Annotated in this window: 19 protein-coding genes; 6 read left to right on the top strand and 13 right to left on the bottom strand. The window is 49.1% G+C overall.

Annotated elements, in window-relative coordinates:
* Positions 1–153: 153 nt before the first annotated feature.
* The 8 genes from GNP95_RS14625 to GNP95_RS14590 all read right to left on the bottom strand — a co-directional run bounded on the left by GNP95_RS14625 (position 154) and on the right by GNP95_RS14590 (position 9,139).
* Complete coding sequence (locus GNP95_RS14625; protein ID WP_155611611.1) at positions 154–1,038, bottom strand: carbohydrate ABC transporter permease; 885 nt, start codon at positions 1,036–1,038, stop codon at positions 154–156.
* A gap of 13 nt (positions 1,039–1,051) precedes the next feature.
* Positions 1,052–1,933 (bottom strand): carbohydrate ABC transporter permease, encoded by an 882-nt coding sequence (locus tag GNP95_RS14620; protein WP_330163454.1) that lies wholly within the window; start codon positions 1,931–1,933, stop codon positions 1,052–1,054.
* A gap of 118 nt (positions 1,934–2,051) precedes the next feature.
* Positions 2,052–3,377 carry an extracellular solute-binding protein gene (locus tag GNP95_RS14615; protein WP_330163453.1) on the bottom strand — a complete coding sequence of 442 codons (1,326 nt, stop codon included), beginning with the start codon at positions 3,375–3,377 and terminating at the stop codon, positions 2,052–2,054.
* A 109-nt stretch (positions 3,378–3,486) separates the two neighbouring features.
* Positions 3,487–4,275 (bottom strand): response regulator transcription factor, encoded by a 789-nt coding sequence (locus tag GNP95_RS14610; protein WP_155611610.1) that lies wholly within the window; start codon positions 4,273–4,275, stop codon positions 3,487–3,489.
* The gene (locus tag GNP95_RS14605; protein ID WP_155611609.1) at positions 4,250–6,022 is read right to left on the bottom strand and encodes a cache domain-containing sensor histidine kinase; all 1,773 of its coding nucleotides are present in this window, start codon (positions 6,020–6,022) and stop codon (positions 4,250–4,252) included. The genes GNP95_RS14610 and GNP95_RS14605 overlap by 26 nt, the downstream gene beginning before the upstream one ends.
* Before the next feature lie 162 nt (positions 6,023–6,184).
* Positions 6,185–7,231, bottom strand: a complete 1,047-nt coding sequence (locus GNP95_RS14600) for an RDD family protein (RefSeq protein ID WP_196427187.1) — start codon at positions 7,229–7,231, stop codon at positions 6,185–6,187.
* A 94-nt stretch (positions 7,232–7,325) separates the two neighbouring features.
* Positions 7,326–7,535 (bottom strand): aspartyl-phosphate phosphatase Spo0E family protein, encoded by a 210-nt coding sequence (locus GNP95_RS14595; protein ID WP_155611607.1) that lies wholly within the window; start codon positions 7,533–7,535, stop codon positions 7,326–7,328.
* Between the two features lie 236 nt (positions 7,536–7,771).
* On the bottom strand, positions 7,772–9,139 hold the full coding sequence (locus GNP95_RS14590; RefSeq protein WP_155611606.1) for a helix-turn-helix domain-containing protein: 1,368 nt from the start codon (positions 9,137–9,139) through the stop codon (positions 7,772–7,774).
* A gap of 223 nt (positions 9,140–9,362) precedes the next feature.
* On the opposite strand from GNP95_RS14590, the gene GNP95_RS14585 reads away from it, so the two are divergent.
* Positions 9,363–9,575 carry a helix-turn-helix transcriptional regulator gene (locus GNP95_RS14585; protein ID WP_155611605.1) on the top strand — a complete coding sequence of 71 codons (213 nt, stop codon included), beginning with the start codon at positions 9,363–9,365 and terminating at the stop codon, positions 9,573–9,575.
* A gap of 57 nt (positions 9,576–9,632) precedes the next feature.
* Here the strand turns inward: GNP95_RS14585 and GNP95_RS14580 are convergent, their stop codons facing one another.
* On the bottom strand, positions 9,633–10,082 hold the full coding sequence (locus GNP95_RS14580; RefSeq protein ID WP_155611604.1) for an SRPBCC family protein: 450 nt from the start codon (positions 10,080–10,082) through the stop codon (positions 9,633–9,635).
* Between the two features lie 148 nt (positions 10,083–10,230).
* On the opposite strand from GNP95_RS14580, the gene GNP95_RS14575 reads away from it, so the two are divergent.
* Positions 10,231–11,007: an AraC family transcriptional regulator gene (locus tag GNP95_RS14575; protein ID WP_230873825.1), complete on the top strand. Its 777-nt coding sequence runs from the start codon at positions 10,231–10,233 to the stop codon at positions 11,005–11,007.
* A 14-nt stretch (positions 11,008–11,021) separates the two neighbouring features.
* Here GNP95_RS14575 and GNP95_RS14570 read toward each other — a convergent pair whose 3' ends face one another.
* The 3 genes from GNP95_RS14570 to GNP95_RS14560 form a co-directional block, all read right to left on the bottom strand.
* A complete protein-coding gene (locus tag GNP95_RS14570) occupies positions 11,022–11,198 on the bottom strand; it encodes a hypothetical protein (RefSeq protein ID WP_155611602.1) in 177 nt (58 codons plus the stop codon).
* A gap of 148 nt (positions 11,199–11,346) precedes the next feature.
* Positions 11,347–12,465 (bottom strand): alanine dehydrogenase, encoded by a 1,119-nt coding sequence (gene ald, locus GNP95_RS14565; RefSeq protein ID WP_155611601.1) that lies wholly within the window; start codon positions 12,463–12,465, stop codon positions 11,347–11,349.
* 159 nt (positions 12,466–12,624) lie between these two features.
* Positions 12,625–13,497: a LysR family transcriptional regulator gene (locus GNP95_RS14560; RefSeq protein WP_155611600.1), complete on the bottom strand. Its 873-nt coding sequence runs from the start codon at positions 13,495–13,497 to the stop codon at positions 12,625–12,627.
* A gap of 157 nt (positions 13,498–13,654) precedes the next feature.
* Here GNP95_RS14560 and GNP95_RS14555 point away from each other — a divergent pair, with 157 nt between their 5' ends.
* Entirely contained in the window at positions 13,655–14,668 is a 1,014-nt protein-coding gene (locus GNP95_RS14555) for a DMT family transporter (protein WP_155611599.1), read from the top strand.
* 80 nt (positions 14,669–14,748) lie between these two features.
* Here the strand turns inward: GNP95_RS14555 and GNP95_RS14550 are convergent, their stop codons facing one another.
* Complete coding sequence (locus GNP95_RS14550; protein ID WP_196427186.1) at positions 14,749–16,095, bottom strand: sodium-dependent transporter; 1,347 nt, start codon at positions 16,093–16,095, stop codon at positions 14,749–14,751.
* Positions 16,096–16,328: 233 nt separating this feature from the next.
* Here GNP95_RS14550 and GNP95_RS14545 point away from each other — a divergent pair, with 233 nt between their 5' ends.
* The 3 genes from GNP95_RS14545 to GNP95_RS14535 are packed head-to-tail and all read left to right on the top strand — an operon-like array spanning position 16,329 to position 20,860.
* Positions 16,329–18,035, top strand: a complete 1,707-nt coding sequence (locus GNP95_RS14545; RefSeq protein ID WP_155611597.1) for a molecular chaperone HscC — start codon at positions 16,329–16,331, stop codon at positions 18,033–18,035.
* The gene (locus tag GNP95_RS14540; protein WP_155611596.1) at positions 18,032–20,197 is read left to right on the top strand and encodes a J domain-containing protein; all 2,166 of its coding nucleotides are present in this window, start codon (positions 18,032–18,034) and stop codon (positions 20,195–20,197) included. The genes GNP95_RS14545 and GNP95_RS14540 overlap by 4 nt, the downstream gene beginning before the upstream one ends.
* A 21-nt stretch (positions 20,198–20,218) precedes the next feature.
* Positions 20,219–20,860: a DUF1266 domain-containing protein gene (locus tag GNP95_RS14535; RefSeq protein WP_155611595.1), complete on the top strand. Its 642-nt coding sequence runs from the start codon at positions 20,219–20,221 to the stop codon at positions 20,858–20,860.
* Positions 20,861–20,909: the final 49 nt, after the last annotated feature.

The raw sequence follows: 20,909 nt of genomic DNA, 5'->3' as shown, positions 1-20,909 counted from the left end.
CCGTTAGCACGCCGATCCTTGCCTCAAAAAGAATAAAGAACCCGGATTCGCCCAGGTTCTTTTTCACATACAGCTTAGCTATAACATTTCTTAACAGTCAGTTACTGCTATAACATTACTTTAATCACGGCTTCTTACTGTTTCTGTTACAACTTAACCCTTAACCGAACCAGCGGCGATCCCTTCGACGATCTTGTCGCTAAGGAACAGGAAGGTGATCAGGATCGGCAGAATGCTGATCATTAGGGTAGCGCCGATCGCACCCCAGTCCGTCGTATATTGACCGATGAAGTTCTGTACGCCAACCGTCAGGGTCTTGTAGATATCGGAGCTAATGAACGTATTTACGAAAATAAACTCGTTCCAGTTATAGATCATGTTGATGATCGCTGTTGTGGCCAGCACGGAGCTCGTCATAGGAAATACGATTTGCGCGAACATCCGGTTCACCGAGCAGCCGTCGATGACGGCGGCCTCCTCTACCTCGCGCGGCAGCGCATAGTAGAAGCCCAGCAGAATCATGATCGTAATCGGCATATTGAACGCAACATAGGAGAATATGAGCGACAACGGATGATCCGTCAACCCGATTTTGTTATATACGCTAAACAAAGGAATAAGCGTCGAATGGACAGGAATCATCATTGCGACCATAAACAGGCCAAGCACGAAGGAGCTTCCCTTCCACTTCATTCTCGTCACGGCATACGTGACCAGACTGCCCAGGAGGACTGTGAGCGCGGTCGCCAACACAGTAACCCATACGCTGTTCAAGAAGTACACATTAATATTCCCCGCGTTCCATACCTTGCTATAGTTTGCCCATTTAGGGTCCATCGGGAGCGAGAACGGCGGAAGGTTGAACACTTCCTGATTGTTTTTAAGCGAGAAGAACAGCAGCCATACGAGCGGCAGTATTTGAAGAACAGCTACAAGAATCAGAATAACATACAAGATGCCGTAGCCTATTTTACGTCCAAGGGCTGCCCCCGAGCTAGCCGGCCCGCTCTGAAGCTGTCCTGCGGTTCCAGATATCATGAAGTGTCCCTCCTTAGGAATATTGAATAGTATCTTTCGTTGCGGTTAATTTGCGAATGACCCAAGTAATGATCAGACAGATGACGAGCAGGAAGAACCCGATCGCGCTGCCATAGCCAAAATCATGAGCCCGGAAAGCTACACGATACATGTACGAGGCCATAACCTCACTGGCGCCGTTAGGTCCGCCGTCGGTCATGACATAGATCAGGTCAAAATATTTCAGCGACCCGACAACGGCAAGAACGATCGTAACCTTGATTACTTCCATCGCAAGCGGAAGCTTGATTTTCCAAGCAATTTGCAGTGCGTTCGCACCGTCGATCTTCGCCGCTTCCTCCAGGGAAGCCGGAATATTCTTCAGAGCTGCGTAGTAGATCAAAATATAAAAACCCGCATATTGCCACAGAATCGGAATGAACAGTGCAGGCAGTACCAGCGATGTGTCTGCAAGCCATGCAGGAGGATTAGCAATACCGATAGATTGCAAAAAGCTGTTTACGATCCCATTGGTCGGATGATAAATTTTTAGCCACAATTGCGCAATCGCAACCGACGACAACAGCATCGGGATCAAATAGATTTTACGGAACAGGTTCGCCCCTTTGATACGGGTAGCAAGAACCATAGCTACAGCCAGATAAATTACTAAGCTGAGCGTAGAGAACAAAGCCAGCAGAAGCGAGTGCCAGGCACTGCTCCAAAAAGCGCTATCCTTCGCTAGAGCCAGATAGTTTTCAAAACCGATGTAACTCATGGCGCTGATGCCATTCCATTTATTCAAGCCGTAGTAGCCGGTAAGTATGATCGGAATGTACACGACGCCCAAAATGAGAAGCAGTGATGGCAGTACATAGAGTGCGATTATCTTTTTATTGGAGAGCACCTTATCCACGTTGTCCGACTCCTTTCCTCCATAGTCGTTTCTAAGTCGCTGCTAAGAAAAGTCTATCCGGCAGTACTGCCGGATAGATTTCTTCATTCTGTTGCACAAGTGCTTTGAACCGTCAGCTTTATTGTCCTTTGGCGATTGCCGCGTCATGCTCTTCCGAGAATTTCTCCGGCGTTACCGCCTTGCCAAAGAGAGCCTGGATCATGTTAAGGTGCGTCTCCGCCGCATTCGCAGGCATTTGTACGTCTGCGAACAAGGTGATGCTGCTTGCCTGATTCATTTCATTAAACAGATCGATATACAATTGAGGCAGCTCCAGATTGGACGTATCTACCTTCGTAGCCGGGATAACGCCTGCGCCGGTTACGGATTGCTCGCCCCATTTTGTAACGAAGTATTCTACGAATTTCTTGGCTTCATCCTTCACTTTGGAGTTCTCAGCCACGAACAAGCCTACGCCCGGACCGCCAACCCAGCTGTTGATGTCGCCTTTGCCGCCTTCCACGGTCGGGAATTTAAAGAAGCCGACATTGTTACGGAACTCCTGCGGAATTTCTTCATTCGTCGTAAAGTTTGGAAGATCCCAGGAACCCATCATATACATTGCTGCTTTGTCGTTCAGGAACTCGGATTTCGCCTCTTCATTGGACAAACCGTTGAAGCCTTTGACAAAAGCATTGCTGTCTACGAGCGCTTGAACTTCCGTTGCAGCCTTGATCAGCCCTTCGTCCTTGAAGGAAGCGGAGCCGCTGATGGCGTTAGCCAGCGTTTGCTGTCCCGCAATCCGGTCAGCCATGTACATGTACCATAGGGAACCGGTCCAGCGGTCTTTGTTACCCAGGGCTATCGGCGCTACGCCGTTGTCGGACAGCGTTTTCACAACTTGCTTAAATTGCTCGTACGTTTGCGGAACCTCAAGATTGTATTTTGCAAAAATCGCTTTATTGTAATATACAGGCGCGATATTGAACTCTAGTGGAAGCGCATACGTTTTTCCGTCAATATTATATGCCTCGGTCGTGCCGGCAACGAATTTACCGTTCAGCTCGCCGCTCAGCAGATCGTCTACAGGAGCAAACAGATTGCCTTCAACATAAGGCTGCAGGAATCCCGCCGCCCAGGTTACACCTACATCCGGCAGTTCGTTGGATGCGGACAGTACTTTTAGTTTGTTTTTGTACTGCTCGTTATCCAATACCTCTTGTTTGATTTTAACGTTAGGGTTCTCGTTCTGATATTCGGTAATGATTTGGTTCACGATTTTGTTCTGTCCGGCAGACACGCCTTCAGGCCAGAGATGCATGAAGCTTACCGTGACTTGATCACCTTTGGCTTCGCCGCCGCCTTGAGATGCGCCGCCGTTATTGCCCTTCGAACCGCAGCCCCCCAAAACCAAAGCGAGACACAATGATGTCAATAGCAGCATCGTCCATTTTTTCTTGAACACGTTTACAACCCCTTTTCTACGAATGCTAGCGGTTTCATTCCGCTTAATTAAATTGTAACAATGGTAGGATCATGCCGTAATGATAGAGGGATTGGGATTTATGCCACTATTATTGGATTGTGTCGTCCGGGTCCTTTACGTTGCTTCTATATTGCCCAGGGCTTACCTGTTCCATCTCGCGGAAGACTTTGACGAAATATCTGGCCGTCTGGTATCCGACCCTCTCCGCAATCTCGGCAATGGGAAGCGTTGTCGTCGTAAGCAGCACCTTCGCCCTCTGAATTCTCTGCTTAGTCAAATATTCGCTGAATGTAAGGCCCGTCTGTTCCTTGAACAGCACGCTAAAATAGCTGGCGTTCATATGAAGGTGATCCGCCAAGTCGCGCATGGATACCGGTTCGTGCAAATGCTCTTTCAAATAACGGATCGCGTCGCGAACCGGGGTACTGTATGCATTCTCATGCTCCATCGTCTCCATGAGCTTCGGATCGACCAGCTTCTCCATCCGCTCGATCCGGTGTATTTTCTCCTCCCGCTGGAGAGCAAGCTCGACAGCCTGAATGAGCTTTAATTTATCCAGCGGCTTCAATAAATATTCGATTACGCCGAATTTTAGCGCCTTTTGCGCATAGTCGAACTCCGGATGACCGGAAATGACGATGACAACGGGCGGATTCTTCAAATTTTCCAACCGCTCAATAAGATCAAGGCCCCCGATTTCCGGCATTCGTATATCGGTCACGAGCAGATTGGCCTCGTGCTCCTGCAGCCACTCCAAAGCCGCCACGCCGCTGGATGCAATCTCGATCCGGTGTCGGCCGGAGGACCAGGCCTCCAATGTTTTGCGGATCCCTTCCCGTGTCCTTGGTTCATCATCCACGATAAGTATCGTCTTCATGACTCATGTCACTCCCATATTCATTCGGTATTTCAAAGGACACCGTTGTCCCCTGTCCCTTCTCGCTCTTAATTTCGAGCCCATCGGTGCTGGAGTCAAAGCTGAGCCGCAGCCTTCGCTCGACGTTAACCATACCGATGCCATGTCCTTTTGTAGCGCTCACATGTCCCTTTCGCATGACGGAATACAAGGAACGGAGCTTCTCCTGATCCATTCCAGGGCCGTCGTCCTGCACGGTCACCCGGGTAAATCCGGGGCGGCTGGCTTGCTCTACCCGCAAAATGACCGTGCCTGGTCCAACCCGCTGCTCTACGCCGTGTAATATGGCGTTTTCGACGAGCGGCTGAATCAGCAGCTTTGGTACGGGTACCCGGCGGCAGTCCTCGTCCGCTTCAATCCGCCAAGACAATCTGTCCATCATGCGCATGGCCATGATTTTCAAATATCTTTCCGCATGATCCAGCTCATCGCCGAGCGTTACCCATTCATCCTCATCCATTTTAGTAATGACGTAACGGAACAATCCAGACATCGCCACAACGATCTGGGCAAGTTCCTCTTCCCCTTTATCCTCCAGCTCCCAGTAGAACGCCTCAAGGGTGTTAAAGAGAAAATGCGGGTTAATCTGAGCCTGAAGCGCCTTCAGCTCCGTCCGGCTCTGGAGAATTTCCTTCTCATAAACGACTTCAATCAGCTCGTTCAGATCGACAACCATTTGATTGTAAGAGTTGTTGAGTTCATGAATTTCCATTGTCGTAGACGTAATCGGGCTAGTCTTCAGCGTCCCGAAGCGGGCGCCGCGCATCGCCTTGATCAGATTCAGGATAGGACGCGTGATCATCGTGGATAGAATAAGGGTAAAAATCAGAAAGAGCAAGCCGCCAACTACGCCCGATACAAGAATCGTAGTGCGAAGCACCGATATCCCCTCGGTGACGTAACCCATAGGAGTCAGAATCGCGAGCGTCCAGCCTGTGGCTTCGGACTGCTTCTGAATAGCGATATAGGATTTGCCGTCAATGGTAATGCTCTCCCCGACATGGCTGAGCAGCATCCTCGAATCCACCTCTTGGGGAAAATCGGAAAATATCGTTTTCCCGGATTGATCGAATAGCCCCATCGATTCGCGCATTTCGCGCTCCGTCGCCTCAGCTAGCTCGAAATAGCTTTTCTCAATATGAACCATTAAATACCCGGCATGTGAGAACGACTGGTCGATTAACCGGATACTGCGGATGGCGATAACTCCGTCAGGATTCTGGGGATCGAGGCCGAACCACACCAGCCGCCCCATTTGCTCATCGACCCGGTCAATCCATTCGCTGGACACCCGTTCGGTCAATCTGAAATCATCGAGCGGCAGCAGTCTGTGGTAATCGGCCGTGTATAACTCAAGCGAGCGTATGCCTGTCGCATAAGCCTCATATTTGCGCACCTCCTGCTGGAGCAGCTGGCGGTCTGTGAAGCTGATCGGCATCCCTGCCATCTCTTCGGAGAGGAGCCGCTGCGTCGTTGCGCTCATCGCCACCTGGGCGGTCAGCGTATTGATTTGCTGCAGGAGGGCATCCAGTTTACCCGTGGCTTGAACCGCGGTTTGCTGAATATGCTTCTCCGCATTGTTGCTCAGCAGGACGGAGACTTGGCCAAACGTAAAAAAGCCGACAGAAGCCAGCACGATGATCATAACCAGCATGAAGCCGAGTAAAATTTGATTGCGCAGTGTATTAAACCGCAAAAACTTTGACAAGACTACACATCCTTCGCCATAGCGTTGTAGTATTTACTATACACAATTATCTAAAAGTGTAGGTTCGAAAAGTCAAGTCAAGCTTACGAAAAGCCAAAAAAATAGCTCCGTTCGTCCAACCTCAGGTTGAACGATGGAACTATGAAGCTTTGGATGAGACGCTTAAGTCGTAAAATTGTTAAAAGTGCGGATTACGGAATGCAGCTCCTGCTGGTATTCCTTATATTTAGCGGCATCCGTCCATACAGTAATCCAATGATAATACAGCTTCGTCTCGATTGTTGTCACGATATATGCGACCTTCACCCCGTTCACTTCCTGTTCAACGGCAAACTGATAAGCCGGATATCCGTTAATTACGGTAGCCCGGGGTTTATAAATTGGCGAATGGGCAAGGCCTGCCGCGAAGCTCTGCTCGGCGTATTCCTGATATTGCTCCAGCGTGCAGCCATCCTTGAAACGCTTCTTAGACTCGGAAAAAACGGCTAAATATTTATTCGAGAACCGATTGGAAATCGAGATATCCGCCTCATTGTCCAGATTGGGATCAAACAGCCAATCCGGGCTCGTCGTAATTTTGAACATACCGTTATGGCTGATATGTATTTTCTCATCGGTGTATGCTTCCTTGGTGGCTCTCCCCTCCGGAAGCGGATTGACCCGCACGATCATCGGGAGTATGGCTGCCAGTACAATGGGTGCAGCCGCAAAGGTTATGGCGATAACCTCCTTCCCGCGGTTCATCGTACAAGGAGGTGAATCGCACGCCTTCACCACAAAGGTATGTGCAGCCATATCTCCGAGCCGCTGTCCCCGCTCCGTCATGACAATGCCCAGAGCTGCCGGAAGACCGCCAAGCAGCAGAGGATTGCAGTCAAGCACGCGCAGCACGCTGCGGATTAGCGCTCTGTACAGCCCCGGCGGCTCCCCGTATCGATCGACCACGCGGATGCGCATAACACGCTTGCCGATCGTACAACCCGTCAAGCCTTCGAGCAGCACATAGTAAGACAATATCAGCAAAATAACCCCAAGTAGAACGTATAACATATGCTTATCCTGCATCATGAACAGTTGATCTATATTTATCGCCGAGCGTACCAGTGCGGCGAACAGTATATAATCGATTAGGGTTGCTCCTGCGCGCCTCAGCAACATCGATAAGGGCCGATAGGGCGGCACTGGCAATTCTTCAAGACCCTGCTTCAAGGATATCGACTCCCTATTTACTTTTCCGTATATTCCCATTTCAGACCATTCAAAGTATATGCCATCCCATCATTTTGTGCAAATTTGTTCGCTATCACGGAACGACTTGTATATCTTGTTCACAATTCGGTTTCACACTGTCTCCGTATGTTATCCTGTTATATTTATTAATAAGTTCATCTAAAATTATGGATTGCTCTAATACCTTAGGATGCTGCAAACCTCCATAAAGTAATTCTAAGCTATGCAATCTTTGCCTTGCCTCTTCAATTCTATTTTTAAGAATGATTACAGGTTGCGCCATATTCCACACCTCCTACTGTAATATTCTAGAATGTTATGTCGTATTTTACAGATTGATCATCAACACATAGTTTTATCTAAATACAAAAAAGGTAAGCCCAAAAATTGGGATTACCTTATGTATGCTATTTGACTTAACAACGGCTTTTGATTCTCTTCCACTAACTTCCAATACCGTTATCTAGAGAAGTAATGCTAATACTGACTAGCGGATTTAATGTAACAGTTGCAACAACACTAAGACTGATTAGTAACATCAATGAAACTAATAACTTTTTCATTATGGTTCGCCTCCTTGATCATCTTTTCATATGTTAGTTTCTGCTCATTTGTACATAGCCTTTTATGCTTCTCATATAATGAAATACAATCCAATATTCGCCCTGTATTATTTACTTTAATCGAAATTTGAAGACTACGCAGAATATTATCAATCCCCTCTTTTTCCCTCCCGCTTAATTGGTACAATGCAAGCTGATAGTAAAAATTAATATAGCGATTAGTATAATTCGCTTCATGATAATAATTATTCTTATGTGCCCTAATTAACCCAAATAAATGATCAAGTATTTTATCAACCCGAACATGATATTTATTAGCAGCCATAAGTATAATAACGGAGCTTGGAAGAACTTCATGAGGATACTTTGTTAGAAATTTATTTAAACCCTCAAAATTGCCCGTTAGCAGATTTATATTATATAAATTAGCCTCAGCGAACAATTTAAATTTTTTAACTTCCTTTACTCCCTCATCATCTAAATCCTCAAACCAGCTAAGGTCAGCATAACCATAAATATATTCTTTTGCTTCTTCGTAGCGGCCCTGGTGTTCTAAAGCGGAGCTTTTTATTAGATAGCCTTGCCCATAATAAACTACCAAATGACGTTCCGTTCTAAATGTATCTTCTTCTTTTAATTTCTTATCAGAATACACAAATTGAGCAAGAGCAAGAAGTTCATCAGCAATATCCTCCATTTTAGTCCAGTCCTGTAACGTAAAAGCTATGTTAGCCAATAACAGCAATGCGTCAAGTCGAAAGTGTAAAGGTATTCTATCTTTATATGGCTCAAACTTTATAGCTGCTCTAAGATTTATTGTTGTATCTGATCCTAGTGACAATTGAAATAACCTATATTGACTAATCGCCAACCGCTCTGCATGCTGATACTTTTCAGTCTCAACGACACAAGAGTAAAGAATCGCAGCCGCCTCTTTCCAGCCGTTCTCATACATGATTTCCGCTGTAATAAATATATTAGGTATTTGCTTTAAATCCTCCAATAAATGGGATAATATTTTTTGAATACAGCCATGCTTTTTTAGCTCTGCACAGCGAAGTAAAAATGGCCGCAACCGTCGCCAGTTCAGTGAATGGTGTACAAAGAAATCATCAACAAACAGATCATATAGGGTACCTTCTTCAAGACCCATACCTGATGTTAAGCGATCCAATTGTTCCATAGAAATTGGGCGGTTACCGTTTACAATACGGCTTAGTGTACCAACATTGATTCCCGATTGTTCGGAAAAATACTGTAACGTATAACCGTTTATTTTCAGAAAATTATCCAATTCAATTTGAATTGTGGTTGCATCTTTCATATCAAACCCACCTATCAAATCACCAAAATACAAAATTAAGGAAAATAAACCTCTTAAATGTAATAATAAGTATAAATTTTACAACGGCCAATTGTTTATACGAATTTTAATTCGTGCAATATATTACGTCAATTATAATACGCGTTTTAAATTACGTGATATATTTTTCCTTTCTTAGGTATCATAAATTTTACAAACTGATACTAATTAAGGAGCCACTGAATTGAAACTTAGAGATGCTAGGGAAGCAGCCGGCTATACTCAAGAATCATTGGTGCATAAAATTAATGAAAGCATGAGCTGTACGCTGCGAAATTATCAAAATATTGAATATGGCGTAGGTATTCCCTCCGTAACGTTGGCTTTGCTGATTTGCAGCATACTTCATATTGATGCTAGAGACGTAGATGAATGGAAATTGAAATCAAAAAACTAAGGGCGCCCCTCAAGGGACGCCCTTAGTTCATTAACGTTCTGCCGCTCCAGACCAAACCTACCAGCCAAAATCAAGCGTGCTTCCTGTTTCTACATAGGTCTTAATGCCGCTGAGAATCATCCACCAGCTCTGTTCTGCCTTCTGCAGGCTCGGATGGTTCGGGGTAAAGCGGTCATTGACCAAAGTCAGCTTCGTGCATTGGCCCACAGCTTCAAGCGTAAAAGTAAACCGTGATTCCAGTTCAGCATGGTTGTCGAAATAGGCGGGGCCGGGATGCTCTATGCCGCTGAATACTTTATGCGGTTCGAAGGCGAGCACCTCTCCGTATAGATGGACGGTCTCATCCCCCTCAGCTCCCGGGCCTACGTAAGCAAAGGCGGCCCCCTCTTCGAAGGTAGAACGCAGAGTGCAGCCAAAAAAGGCCGCCTTGGTTCCTTCCGGCTGAATCAGCGCATCCCACACTTTCCCCGGCTCGGCGTTAATATAGAACTCGTATTTCAATTCCAATGTAAATCACTCCTTCTTAGCTTGTATCGCCACGGTTAACGTTATTATAATCTTGGTATACAACCAGGTATTGTAAAAACGCGACACAGCTCCCCAAAATGTCAGGAGTGATACAATGCGGCAAGCTTCTATACCGTCAAGACCAAGCATGGGAGTACTAAATCTGCCAGAAGGGGAGAAAAAGTTCCAGCTGACTCGCCATGCCCCGGCAGAAGCGCTCCGCTTCTTTGTGAAGCATTACTGGATCGTTGAATGGGATTTGAGTGGACAACCCTCCTACCAGCAGGACGTGCTCCCCAATCCATGCGTCAATTTGGTGGTGGAACAGCAAAAGACGGCGATTTTCGGCATCTCTACGGTAAAATACTCCCATCTGCTCGAAGGGAAGGGCAAAGTGTTCGGGGTTAAATTCAAACCGGGCGGTTTCTATCCCTTTATGAAAAGCCCTGTGTCCAAGCTAACCGGACAAGGCACCAGCACACTGGATATTCTCGGAGTGGTCCCGCAGCAATTGGAGGATAGCCTCCTGCAGCTTTCAGACAGCGCTGACATGATTGGCGTCATGGACGCTTTATTGCTGGAACGTCTACCGCAGCAGGATCCTTATGTTACGCTGCTTAACGAACTGATTGATCACATTCACCGCCACCGCGAGCTTACAGCAGTGAAGCAGCTTTCCGAGTACGCGCAAATGAGCATCCGCACGCTGCAGCGGTTGTTCAACCAATACGTGGGCGTACATCCGAAATGGGTCATTCAATTGTACCGACTGCAGAATGCCGCCGAGCTGCTCGATTACGGCTATGCCTCGCCGCTCCCGGAGCTTGCTGCCGAGCTGGGTTATTTTGACCAATCGCATTTCATTCGGGACTTCAAGGCGATCATCGGCATTACACCTGAGGAATATATCCGGAGACGCAGCTAGAACCGGGAATCCCTCTAATTCGATTTGCGGGTCAGCAGGGCGCCGATTCCCATAATCAGACCGAGACCCGTCGCAGACAGCAAGCTGATTAGCGAATCATTTGATTTTGTGGCCAAATAAATCATGCCGTTTACGAAAAATGAAGCGATGCAAATATAAAAAACCCACTTCATGACCAGATGCTTCTTCATGGTATAGTTCCTCCTCCATCACTTTTCCGCATTTATTGAGGCTGCCGCTGCCGCATAAACAGCAAACACCCCTCTTATGAAACCATCATAAAGAGGGGTGTTCTCATTTTCCTTACGCATATCTTACATAAATCTTAAGTTGTGCAGCCTACGGATTCAGCAGGCTGTATACGTCTGTATAAGACAGATTCTGCGCGTCGGCTACAGCTTTATAGGTCACGCGGCCGTTTAGGACGTTAATGCCTTTCGCCAATGCAGGGTTGTCCAACGCTGCCTTGGCATAGCCCTTATTGGCAATTTGCAGACCGTACGGCGTAGTCACGTTCGTCAATGCCAATGTCGAGGTGCGCGCTACCGCCCCGGGCATGTTCGCTACGGCATAATGGATGACTCCATGCTTGACGTAAGTCGGCTGATCATGGGTCGTAATCCGGTCGATCGTCTCAATGGAACCGCCCTGATCCACGGCTACATCGACAATGACAGAGCCCGGAGACATCGTTTTCACCATCTCTTCGCTAACGAGCCTTGGCGTACGCGCTCCCGGAATCAGAACGGCTCCGATCAGAAGATCGGCCTGTTTGACGCTGTCGGCAATGCTGAACGGGTTGGAGACAAGCGTCTTGACCCGGCCCTGGAACTGATCATCCAACTGGCGCAGCCGGTCGAGATTCAAATCGATAATGCGAACGTCCGCCCCAAGGCCAAGAGCGACCTTGGCCGCGTTAACGCCGACCATTCCCCCGCCGATAATCGTTACCTTGCCAGGCTCTACGCCAGGCACCCCGCTGAGCAGCACGCCTTTGCCGCCGTTGGATTTCTCCAGGAAATGAGAGCCGATCTGTATCGCCATCCGTCCCGCAACCTCGCTCATCGGCGACAGGAGGGGCAATGCTCCTGTATCCAGCTGAATGGTCTCGTAAGCGATAGCAGTCACGCCGCGGCCGGTAAGCTCCTTGGTTAACGAAGGCTCGGGAGCCAGATGGAGGTAAGCGAACAAAATGAGGCCTTCGCGGAGGTACTGGAACTCCTCGGCTACCGGCTCCTTCACTTTGACGACCATCTCTGCCGACCAGGCATCGGCCGCCGTGGGCACGATTTTGGCGCCTGCGGCCTTATAATCCTCATCCGTGAACCCGACGCTAAGTCCGGCTCCGCTCTCGATCCATACCTCATGCCCAGCCTGAACATAGGACAATACCGAAGCAGGCGTCATGCCGACGCGATGCTCATTGTTCTTGATCTCTTTAGGCACCCCTACAATCATATATACACCATCCTTTATTTTCATATCAGCAAGCGCCGAATGTATAATTACTAAATTATAATGCATAATTACTGACTTTACCTAATTAAAGTTCACAAATGCGCTAAAAGTAGCAAATTTCATGTGTTTATTTACAAAAAACCGCTGCCGAGTCCATGGCTATAAAGCCGTCGGCAGCGTGCTTCCCACCTTAATAATTTCATCGATAAAGGCCTGGATCGAGCTCGTAATATGGGAGTCCTTCCGGCGGATAAACACCGTAGTAACCTCCCGGTAAGGATCCGGCACCCGATGGCAGTGGAGTGTTCCCTGCGCAGCCACGTATCCGACCGTGGATTGCGGTACGATCGTCAGCCCGATGCCAGCGGCCACGCTGCCGATAATCGTATCGAACGTGCCGAACTCCATGATTTTCTTCGGAACGATGCCCTCATCCCTAAGCCAGCTCTCCAATCTCTCGCGATAACTGCAGCCTTTATTGTATAGCAGGAGTGGTTTGGCGGTAATTTCGTCGAGTGAAAATTCCGTTCCCCTGGAGACGATCACCAGCTCCTCCTGGAACACCTCGTACTGCTCAATCAGCGGATGCTGGATAGGCCCCGTCACAAACGCGCCGTCCAGCTTGAAGTCGATCACTTCCTGCAGCAGCTGCTCAGTGACGCCTGCCTTCAGGGACAGATCAACGTTGGGATAATGCTGCAGGTAAGAGGATAATAGCTCCGGCAGCGCGATGACGGTCTCCACGATGCCGATCTCCAGGATGCCGGATGGTGTGGCCGACCCCTGAAATACTTTCCTCATCTCATCAAATCTGGCCAAAATATCGTTCGCATACTCCAGCAGCCGCTTCCCTTCGGTATTGAGAATCATGCCCCGGTTATGACGGTAAAATAGTTCGGTATGCAGCTCACGCTCCAGCAGCTTGATTCTGGCCGTGACATTGGACTGCACATAGCTCAGCTCCTGCGCAGCCTTGCTGATGCTGCCATGCATGGCTACACACTGGAATATCCGCAAGTCATTCAAGTCCATTTCCGTTCTCCTCCATCTGGCGCTTCCGTACTTATGCCGTCCTGATATCATTATAAATGATGTATAAATTGATTTACAATCATTTTACTGCTGTCTGTGATTAATCTATCATTTGATATGAAATATTCGTCCGGAAATTGTTAAGGAGAACGATGAAATGAATAAGAAGCAAGTCATCATGGGATCGGCCCTATGTCTTATCGCAAGTATGTCCTGGGGAGCGATGTTCCCCGTCGCGCATGTCGCTTTACAGAAGATTGATCCGTTCTATTTCTCTTTTATACGTTATGGCGTCGTTGCCGTTATTCTGTCTGCCCTCTTGTGGATGAGGGAAGGAAAAGCAGCTTTTCGCCTGGAGGGAAAAGGAAAAGCTCTCCTTTTTTACGGCATAATGGCTTTTGTCGTCTATAATATGCTCGTCTTCACGGGGCAGCATCTTATGGGGGATTCGGGCACAATCACCGCCTCATTAATCGAAGTGCTCATGCCGATGATTTCGGTCCTGTTCGTCTGGATTACCGCGAAGGAGAAGCCCCCCGGGTATACCATCGTCAGTATGCTCCTATGTTTGGCAGGCGCAGTCCTCGTGATTACCAATGGCAAGCTTGCCTTCTTTGCGGAAGCTGGCAAATCACTGTTCCCGCTGCTGCTTATTCTGCTCGGGGTTACAGGCTGGGTATTGTATTCGATGGGTGGGAGCCGGTTCAAGGACTGGTCAGTTCTGCGGTATTCGACCTTAACCTGTATCTTAGGCAGCATAGTGTCGCTGTTTATCGTATTCCTGGCTACACTGCTTGGCCTGCTGCCCGTACCTTCCCTGCAGACACTGGAGGCTGTCAAATGGGAAATGTCCTTTATGATTCTTCTGCCGGGCATCGCGGCCCTCTTAAGCTGGAACGCGGGACTGAAAATGCTGACGCCGCTGAATGGGATTCTGTATATCAACTTTGTTCCAATTACCACCTTGGTTATTATGGCTTTCCAAGGCTACCAGGTCTCGATGTTCGAAATCTTGGGCACGCTGCTCGTCATTTTTGCCATCGTGCGCAACAATCTGGTTCAGCGCAAAGTACAGAAGAAACACGGACATGCCGCCGAGCTGAGGGCACCTGCCCGAGCTGTCGCGAGCCGGTCCGGACTCCAGAAAGATTCAAACCTAAACGCGCTCTAACCTTTGTGAAACCTCGTTCTTGCCACAAAAAAAGCTCTCCCGAAACCATAAACACATGGTTAGCAGGGAGAGCCTCTTTTTTATTTAAATTGGATAATACCCGAAGTATGCAGCAGCACCAGGAATACAAGAATCGGCGCGATGTAGCGCAGCATGAACAGCCACACCCGGAACCAGCCAGCACGCAGGCCGGAAGCTTCCGCGGCTCCTTTCCAGAAGTATCCTGCGAAGATCGTAATCGCCAGCCCGCCGACCGGCAGCATGATGTTGGACGTGATGAAGTCCACCCAGTCAAAGAAGGCTTTTCCGCCAAACGTAAGCTCTGGAACCATGCCAAGGGATAACGAGGAAGGGACCCCTAGCAGGAAGAGCAGCAGGATGAGAATCCAGACGGACCGTTTGCGGCTCCAGCCGAAGCGCTCCATCGTATAGGATACAGGAACCTCCAGCAGGGATACCGCTGACGTCAAGGCAGCGATAGCCAGCAGGATGAAGAATAATCCCCCGAAGAACGCTCCCAGCGGCATAGCCGAGAACGCAGCCGGCAGCGCGATAAATACAAGCGATGGCCCCTGATCCGGAGCGATGCCAAACGAGAAGGTCGTCGGGAAAATGATCAGCCCTGCAATAAACGCGTAGATCAAATCGCCCGCGCCAATGGCCAGCGTCGCTGAGCCAAGGGACTGCTCCTTCCGCACATAGGAACCATACGTCAACAAAATACCCATCCCGAGCGACAGGGAGAAGAATGCATGGCCTAGCGCGACCAATGCCGACTCCGCGGTCAATTGGGAGAAATCCGGATTAAGGAAGAAGGATACCCCCGCCTCGGCCCCCGGAAGGGTCACTGCCCTGATCATCAGGACGACCAACAGAACGACAAGACTCGGGATCAGAATTTTATTGAATTTCTCGATGCCGCCGGAAATCCCGAGAATGACCACGCCGCCTGTGATCAGCAGGGCAACGAATTGCCAGAAGACCGGCATATAGCCGGATACGAAATGGGAGAACTGCCCCGCAAAATCCGTATCGCTGAACAAATTCCCGCTAAAAGCCGTCACCGCATAATGCAGCGTCCAGCCTGCCACGATGATGTAAAACGACAGAATCATAAAGGGGGCGATGACCTGCAGAATACCAAGCCCCTTCCATCCAGGCTTCCCGCCCACCCTTACGAAAGCTGTTGCTGCGCTGCCCCGTCCGCTGCGGCCGATCGCCAGCTCAGCCAGAAGCACTGGCAGCCCTATAATCACTAGGCAGATAATAAATAGCAGGAAAAATGCCGCCCCGCCGTTCTCACCGGTAATGTAAGGGAACTTCCACATGTTCCCGAGGCCCACGGAGCTCCCGATCGCGGCCAGTATAAACCCTGTAGAAGAAAATCGATCCTTCTTCTGCTCGTTAATACTTCTTTGAACACTCATCATATCGACTCCATCTATCTATAATATCAAATTATTATATATCATTCTTTCAGTAAGGTCATATCATATATTTCTCCAAGAAACTACTGATCTAAAGATTACCATACTTAGGGTGCCGGGAACATGATCCTAACAGCACAATTCTTTTATGGGCAAATTATGAAATTTAGGCTAAAATCTGTCGATATATACCTAAGCAGATTTAATACATATTCGAGAAAGAGGTTACCTGAATGACAATGATTGGGATCGATCTAGGGACCACCCATAGCCTGGTGGCTTATTGGACGGAAGAAGGTCCAAAACTAATACCGAACGTTCACGGAGAGCATCTGACTCCCTCTGTCGTCGGGGTAGACGATAACGGCGAGATCCTGATCGGAGAAATCGCCAAGGAACGACTCATGACTCACCCTGATCTGACTGCTTCGACTTTTAAACGCTATATGGGCACAGAGAAGCTGTACCGGCTGGGCAAGTATACCTTTACCCCGGAAGAGCTCTCTTCGTTTGTCATCAAATCGCTCAAGGCCGATGCCGAAGCCTACTTTGGAGAAGAGGTGACCGAGGCCGTCATCAGCGTGCCGGCTTACTTCAACGATACCCAGCGGAAAGCGACGAAGCGCGCCGCTGAATTCGCTGGCTTGAAGGTGGAGCGGCTGATCAGCGAGCCGACGGCGGCGGCGATTGCTTACGGCTTGCACCAGGAAGAGTCCGAGACCAAATTTCTGGTCTTCGACCTGGGGGGCGGCACCTTTGACGTGTCGATCCTTGAATTTTTTGAAGGCGTCATGGAGGTCAAATCGATTGCAGGTGACAACTATTTAGGCGGGGAGGATTTCACAGAGCTGCTCGTCTCTTATTTCGTGCAGAAGCATGGCCTCGACTATACCTCCCTGGATCTCAAAGCCCGTTCTGCGCTATTCAAGCAGGCGGAGCTGTGCAAGCGGGCGCTTGGCCAAGATCCGACCGGAACCATGACTTTTACCATTGAGGATGCGACCTATGAAACCACAATCGATCGCAATGAATACGAGAAAATCGCCGCCCAGCTCATGCTGCGCCTGCGCCACCCTATCGAACGCGCGCTGCGGGACGCGGCGCTGTCTCCGCGGGATATGGATGCGGTCATTCTGATCGGGGGAGCGACCCGGATGCCTGTCATCAAGTCGATTGTAACGAAAATGTTCGGACGTCTCCCTTTTGCCGGCGTAAATCCCGACGAAACCGTAGCCCTTGGAGCAGCTATTCAAGTCGCTCTCAAGGAGCGGAACGAAAGCCTGAAGGAAGTCGTCCTGACGGACGTATGCCCCTATACGCTGGGAATCGAAACCTCAAAGCGAATGGGCGGGGGCAATCAATTTGAGCATGGTCATTTCTCGCCGATTATTGAGCGCAATACGCCGATCCCGGTTAGTAAAGTGGAATCCTACTATACCCTTTATGATCAGCAAAAAATCATTGCCGTAGATATCTATCAAGGAGAAAGCCGTCTAGTCTCCAATAACATCAAGCTGGGAGAACTGGAAGTCGATATCCCGCCTGACAAGGCCGGAGAGCAGTCGATCGATGTGCGGTTTACATACGACATTAACGGAATTTTGGAGGTCGAGGTAACAACGACAAGCACCGGGATGAAGAAGTCAATGATCATCGAGAAAAACCCGGGGCTCCTTACGCCGGAAGACATCGCCAGACGATTGGATGAATTGAAGGATATTAAAATCCACCCGCGCGAGCGCAGCGAAAACAGGCTGCTGCTGGCCAGGGGCGAACGCCTTTATGAAGAAGCGCTTGGCGAGAAAAGAGAAGAAATTGCTTTTCTTCTTCTGGAGTTCGAAAGGGTACTTACTTCCCAGAATGAACAAGAGGTCAAGAAGGCTGCTGCGAAGCTCCGAAAACAGCTTGATCATCTGGAGAAGTGGAGTGACTACTTTTGAGCATTTGGGAAATTCTCGGCGTTGAGCAAACCTATGACACTTCCGTTATTCGGCGAGCCTATGCCAAGCTGCTGAAAATTCATCATCCCGAAGATGATCCTGAAGGATACCAGAGGCTGAGGGAGGCCTATGATCGGGCCATGAAGCTGGCAAAACAGCATCAGCAGGAACAAGTCCTCTACGAGGAAGATGAGGATGATGAAAGAGCTGAAGAAGAATTGGAGCAGGATGCGGGTTTCTCCTCTTTGGAAAGGCCGATTTTCAGCGAGATTCCCCCTAACGCAGAGGACGAAGACACTCTGGATGACCTAGAGTCCGAAGACGCTCCCGATGACTTTGAGGAGGAGGGTCCTCCTGAAAACATGGAAGAGCTCGATGCGGAGCCTCTCCGTATTCCACGCCTTCCGAAGTGGGATACCCTGAGCCGCGACGAGCAGCATGAAGAGCATAACGAAGATAACGATTGGGATGACGAGGATCCTGATGAGGTTCCTGATGAGAATTTTGATGACTACCATGATTATGATTTTGATGACGAGTATGAAGAATCTGTCTATCCGGTAGATGAATTCATGGCGCAGGTTCATGCTTTATATTCGGATTTCGCTGCCCGTATGGACACTCATCGCTGGCTGAATCTCCTTGCCTCGGACACGCTGTGGAACATCGATTACCAGCGGGCGGTGGCTGAGAGAATGCTCGATTACTGCGAGCAAAATTACTTTTTGCCCAGAGACGTCTGGAGCATCCTTGAAGAGCACTTCCGCTGGCGCGAACGGAGCATGGAGGATGAGGAATTTGCCGAGGAATATCCCAAATTAGATACTTATGTCATTATGGATCTACCCGGATTACATATGGATTACTCAGCCATTCTGCAAGCGCAGGACATGACAGACGAGCGCCGCGAGGAGTTTCTTCGTTATCGCGAGGCTGTCGCCATCGCGCTTATCGAGGATGATAGGCGCACCGCCCATGTGAATCTCATTAAGGCGCTGGATATTTTTAAGGACGATAAGGATCTGCTCCGGCTGCAAACCGAGTTCTATCGCCGAACCGGAAATGGCGAGGAAGCTCTCGCTTCCTGCAACGATTATATCCGTCGATCCCCTGGGGATAGCGAAGCATTCCTGATGAGAGCCCATATGCTGCTGGGTATGAACAGATTCTCCGATGCGTTAGAAGATGTGCAGCAGGTTCTGGCCCAAATTCCGGAGCATGCCGAGGCTCTCGCCTTGGCAGGACAATGTCAGATGAAGCTGGGGAACATGGATCAGGCCAAAGCAGACTTCAACCAGGCGCTGGCGATAGACGGGGAAGATATTGAGGCTGTTCTTGGACTGGCCGCAGTTCACCGCCATACCGAAAGTGCTCTGTCTTATTTGAAAGGTCCTGCCCGCAAGCAGGCGCGGCGGGAAATCAACATGGAGCTGGGTCGGATTCCATTGCTTAGCCGGTTAAAAAGAGCCGTGGTTCTGCTTTTTTCCCGAAGATGGCCTGTTTTGACGATTATCGTTATTCTCCATCTCATCATTAACCAGTCCATCGTCAAGCATACCGGCCAATCGGCCTGGGCTTATGTGCAAACCATGCTTGCCCCTCCGCAGATCATCACCGTTCATGATGCCGCTGCCATGGATCGTCTCCCACCGGGGACGCATGCCGTGCGAATAAAGCTAACGAATGCGTTATATACGGGGATTCTGGAAATCGAGGACAAGGATGCCGAAGGCTCCTCCACATATCGGTACCTGCACGCAGATAAAGCGAGGGAGCTCGGGCTAATGGACCGGTTAAACGGGTATGTCTGCATCGGATATTCGGGTAATGCTTCCGTGATGATCATCAGCAATTACAAACAGGCCATGGAAGTGTTCAATGACAAGACTGTGGAAATCTCGGGGGAAATGAGGTTATCTCCTCCGCAGGAGCTTCAGCAGGAGATGGATCAGTTAATACAGTTAAGGCGAATGTCGGACAATTATTTAAGCCATCACCCTCTGTCCCATTATTATATCGTCGCAGACGATACAATCAGGACAACCGTGCCGCCAGACAAACTGCCGTCAACGGTCATGTACCTGACGGTTCTCCTGATCCTGTTCTACATACCGTTCATCCAAGAGGCACGCAGACAATGGAGATACATGCGCTACAACTGATTACAGGGGGGTTCAAAGCCAATGAACATAGATAAGCCGGAGGAACGCAAAGCCTGGATGCCTTACGTGAACGCTGTACTCTCCCTTTGCGCCATCGGCCAGGAGGTCGGCTACTTCGTTATGAACCCGAAGATGCAATATCGCATGTGGGGGCGCATGCGCGGCTTCCTGAAGCAGCAGGATATTCATGATAAAGAAAAGCTCGCGGCCACAATCGAGTGGTTCCTTGAGACGGGCCGCCGCAGCGAATATTATCGTGATTATTGCCAGCTCTCCACACTGTCCGCCGCCGAGCGCAGCCGATATATCGAGGCTCTGACAAACGAACATAGGAAGCGCCAGTTCACAGTCGTCAACCGTTATTTATGGAGCCTCTCCACTGGAGGGACCGGAGCGTACGATTACTCATGGACGATGTTGAATTGCTTTGCCGGGAAAGAGGTAGGCTATTTATCGGAAAATGAAATGTGGGCTTATATCGGCCAAGTTATCTCTTTGATTAAAGCGGATTTCTCAGACTGGGAAACTTATGTTACCAGCTATGCCGTTGGCCAGCAGTATTTGCTGCAGGACAATCCCTTCAGCTTCGTCAGCAGGAACCGTAAAATTATCATGCAATTGATGAACAGCAACCAAAATCCAATGCTTCACCTTAAGCCGTAATTGCTGTCATCGTATACCCTCGGTCCATATTAAAGAGCGTCCCTACAAC

Origin of the sequence: Paenibacillus woosongensis, from assembly GCF_009725165.1 — a bacterium.
GTDB lineage: Bacteria > Bacillota > Bacilli > Paenibacillales > Paenibacillaceae > Fontibacillus > Fontibacillus woosongensis.
The sequence above is the reverse complement of the archived record's forward strand: the minus strand, read 5'-3'. Positions and strand labels throughout refer to the sequence as shown.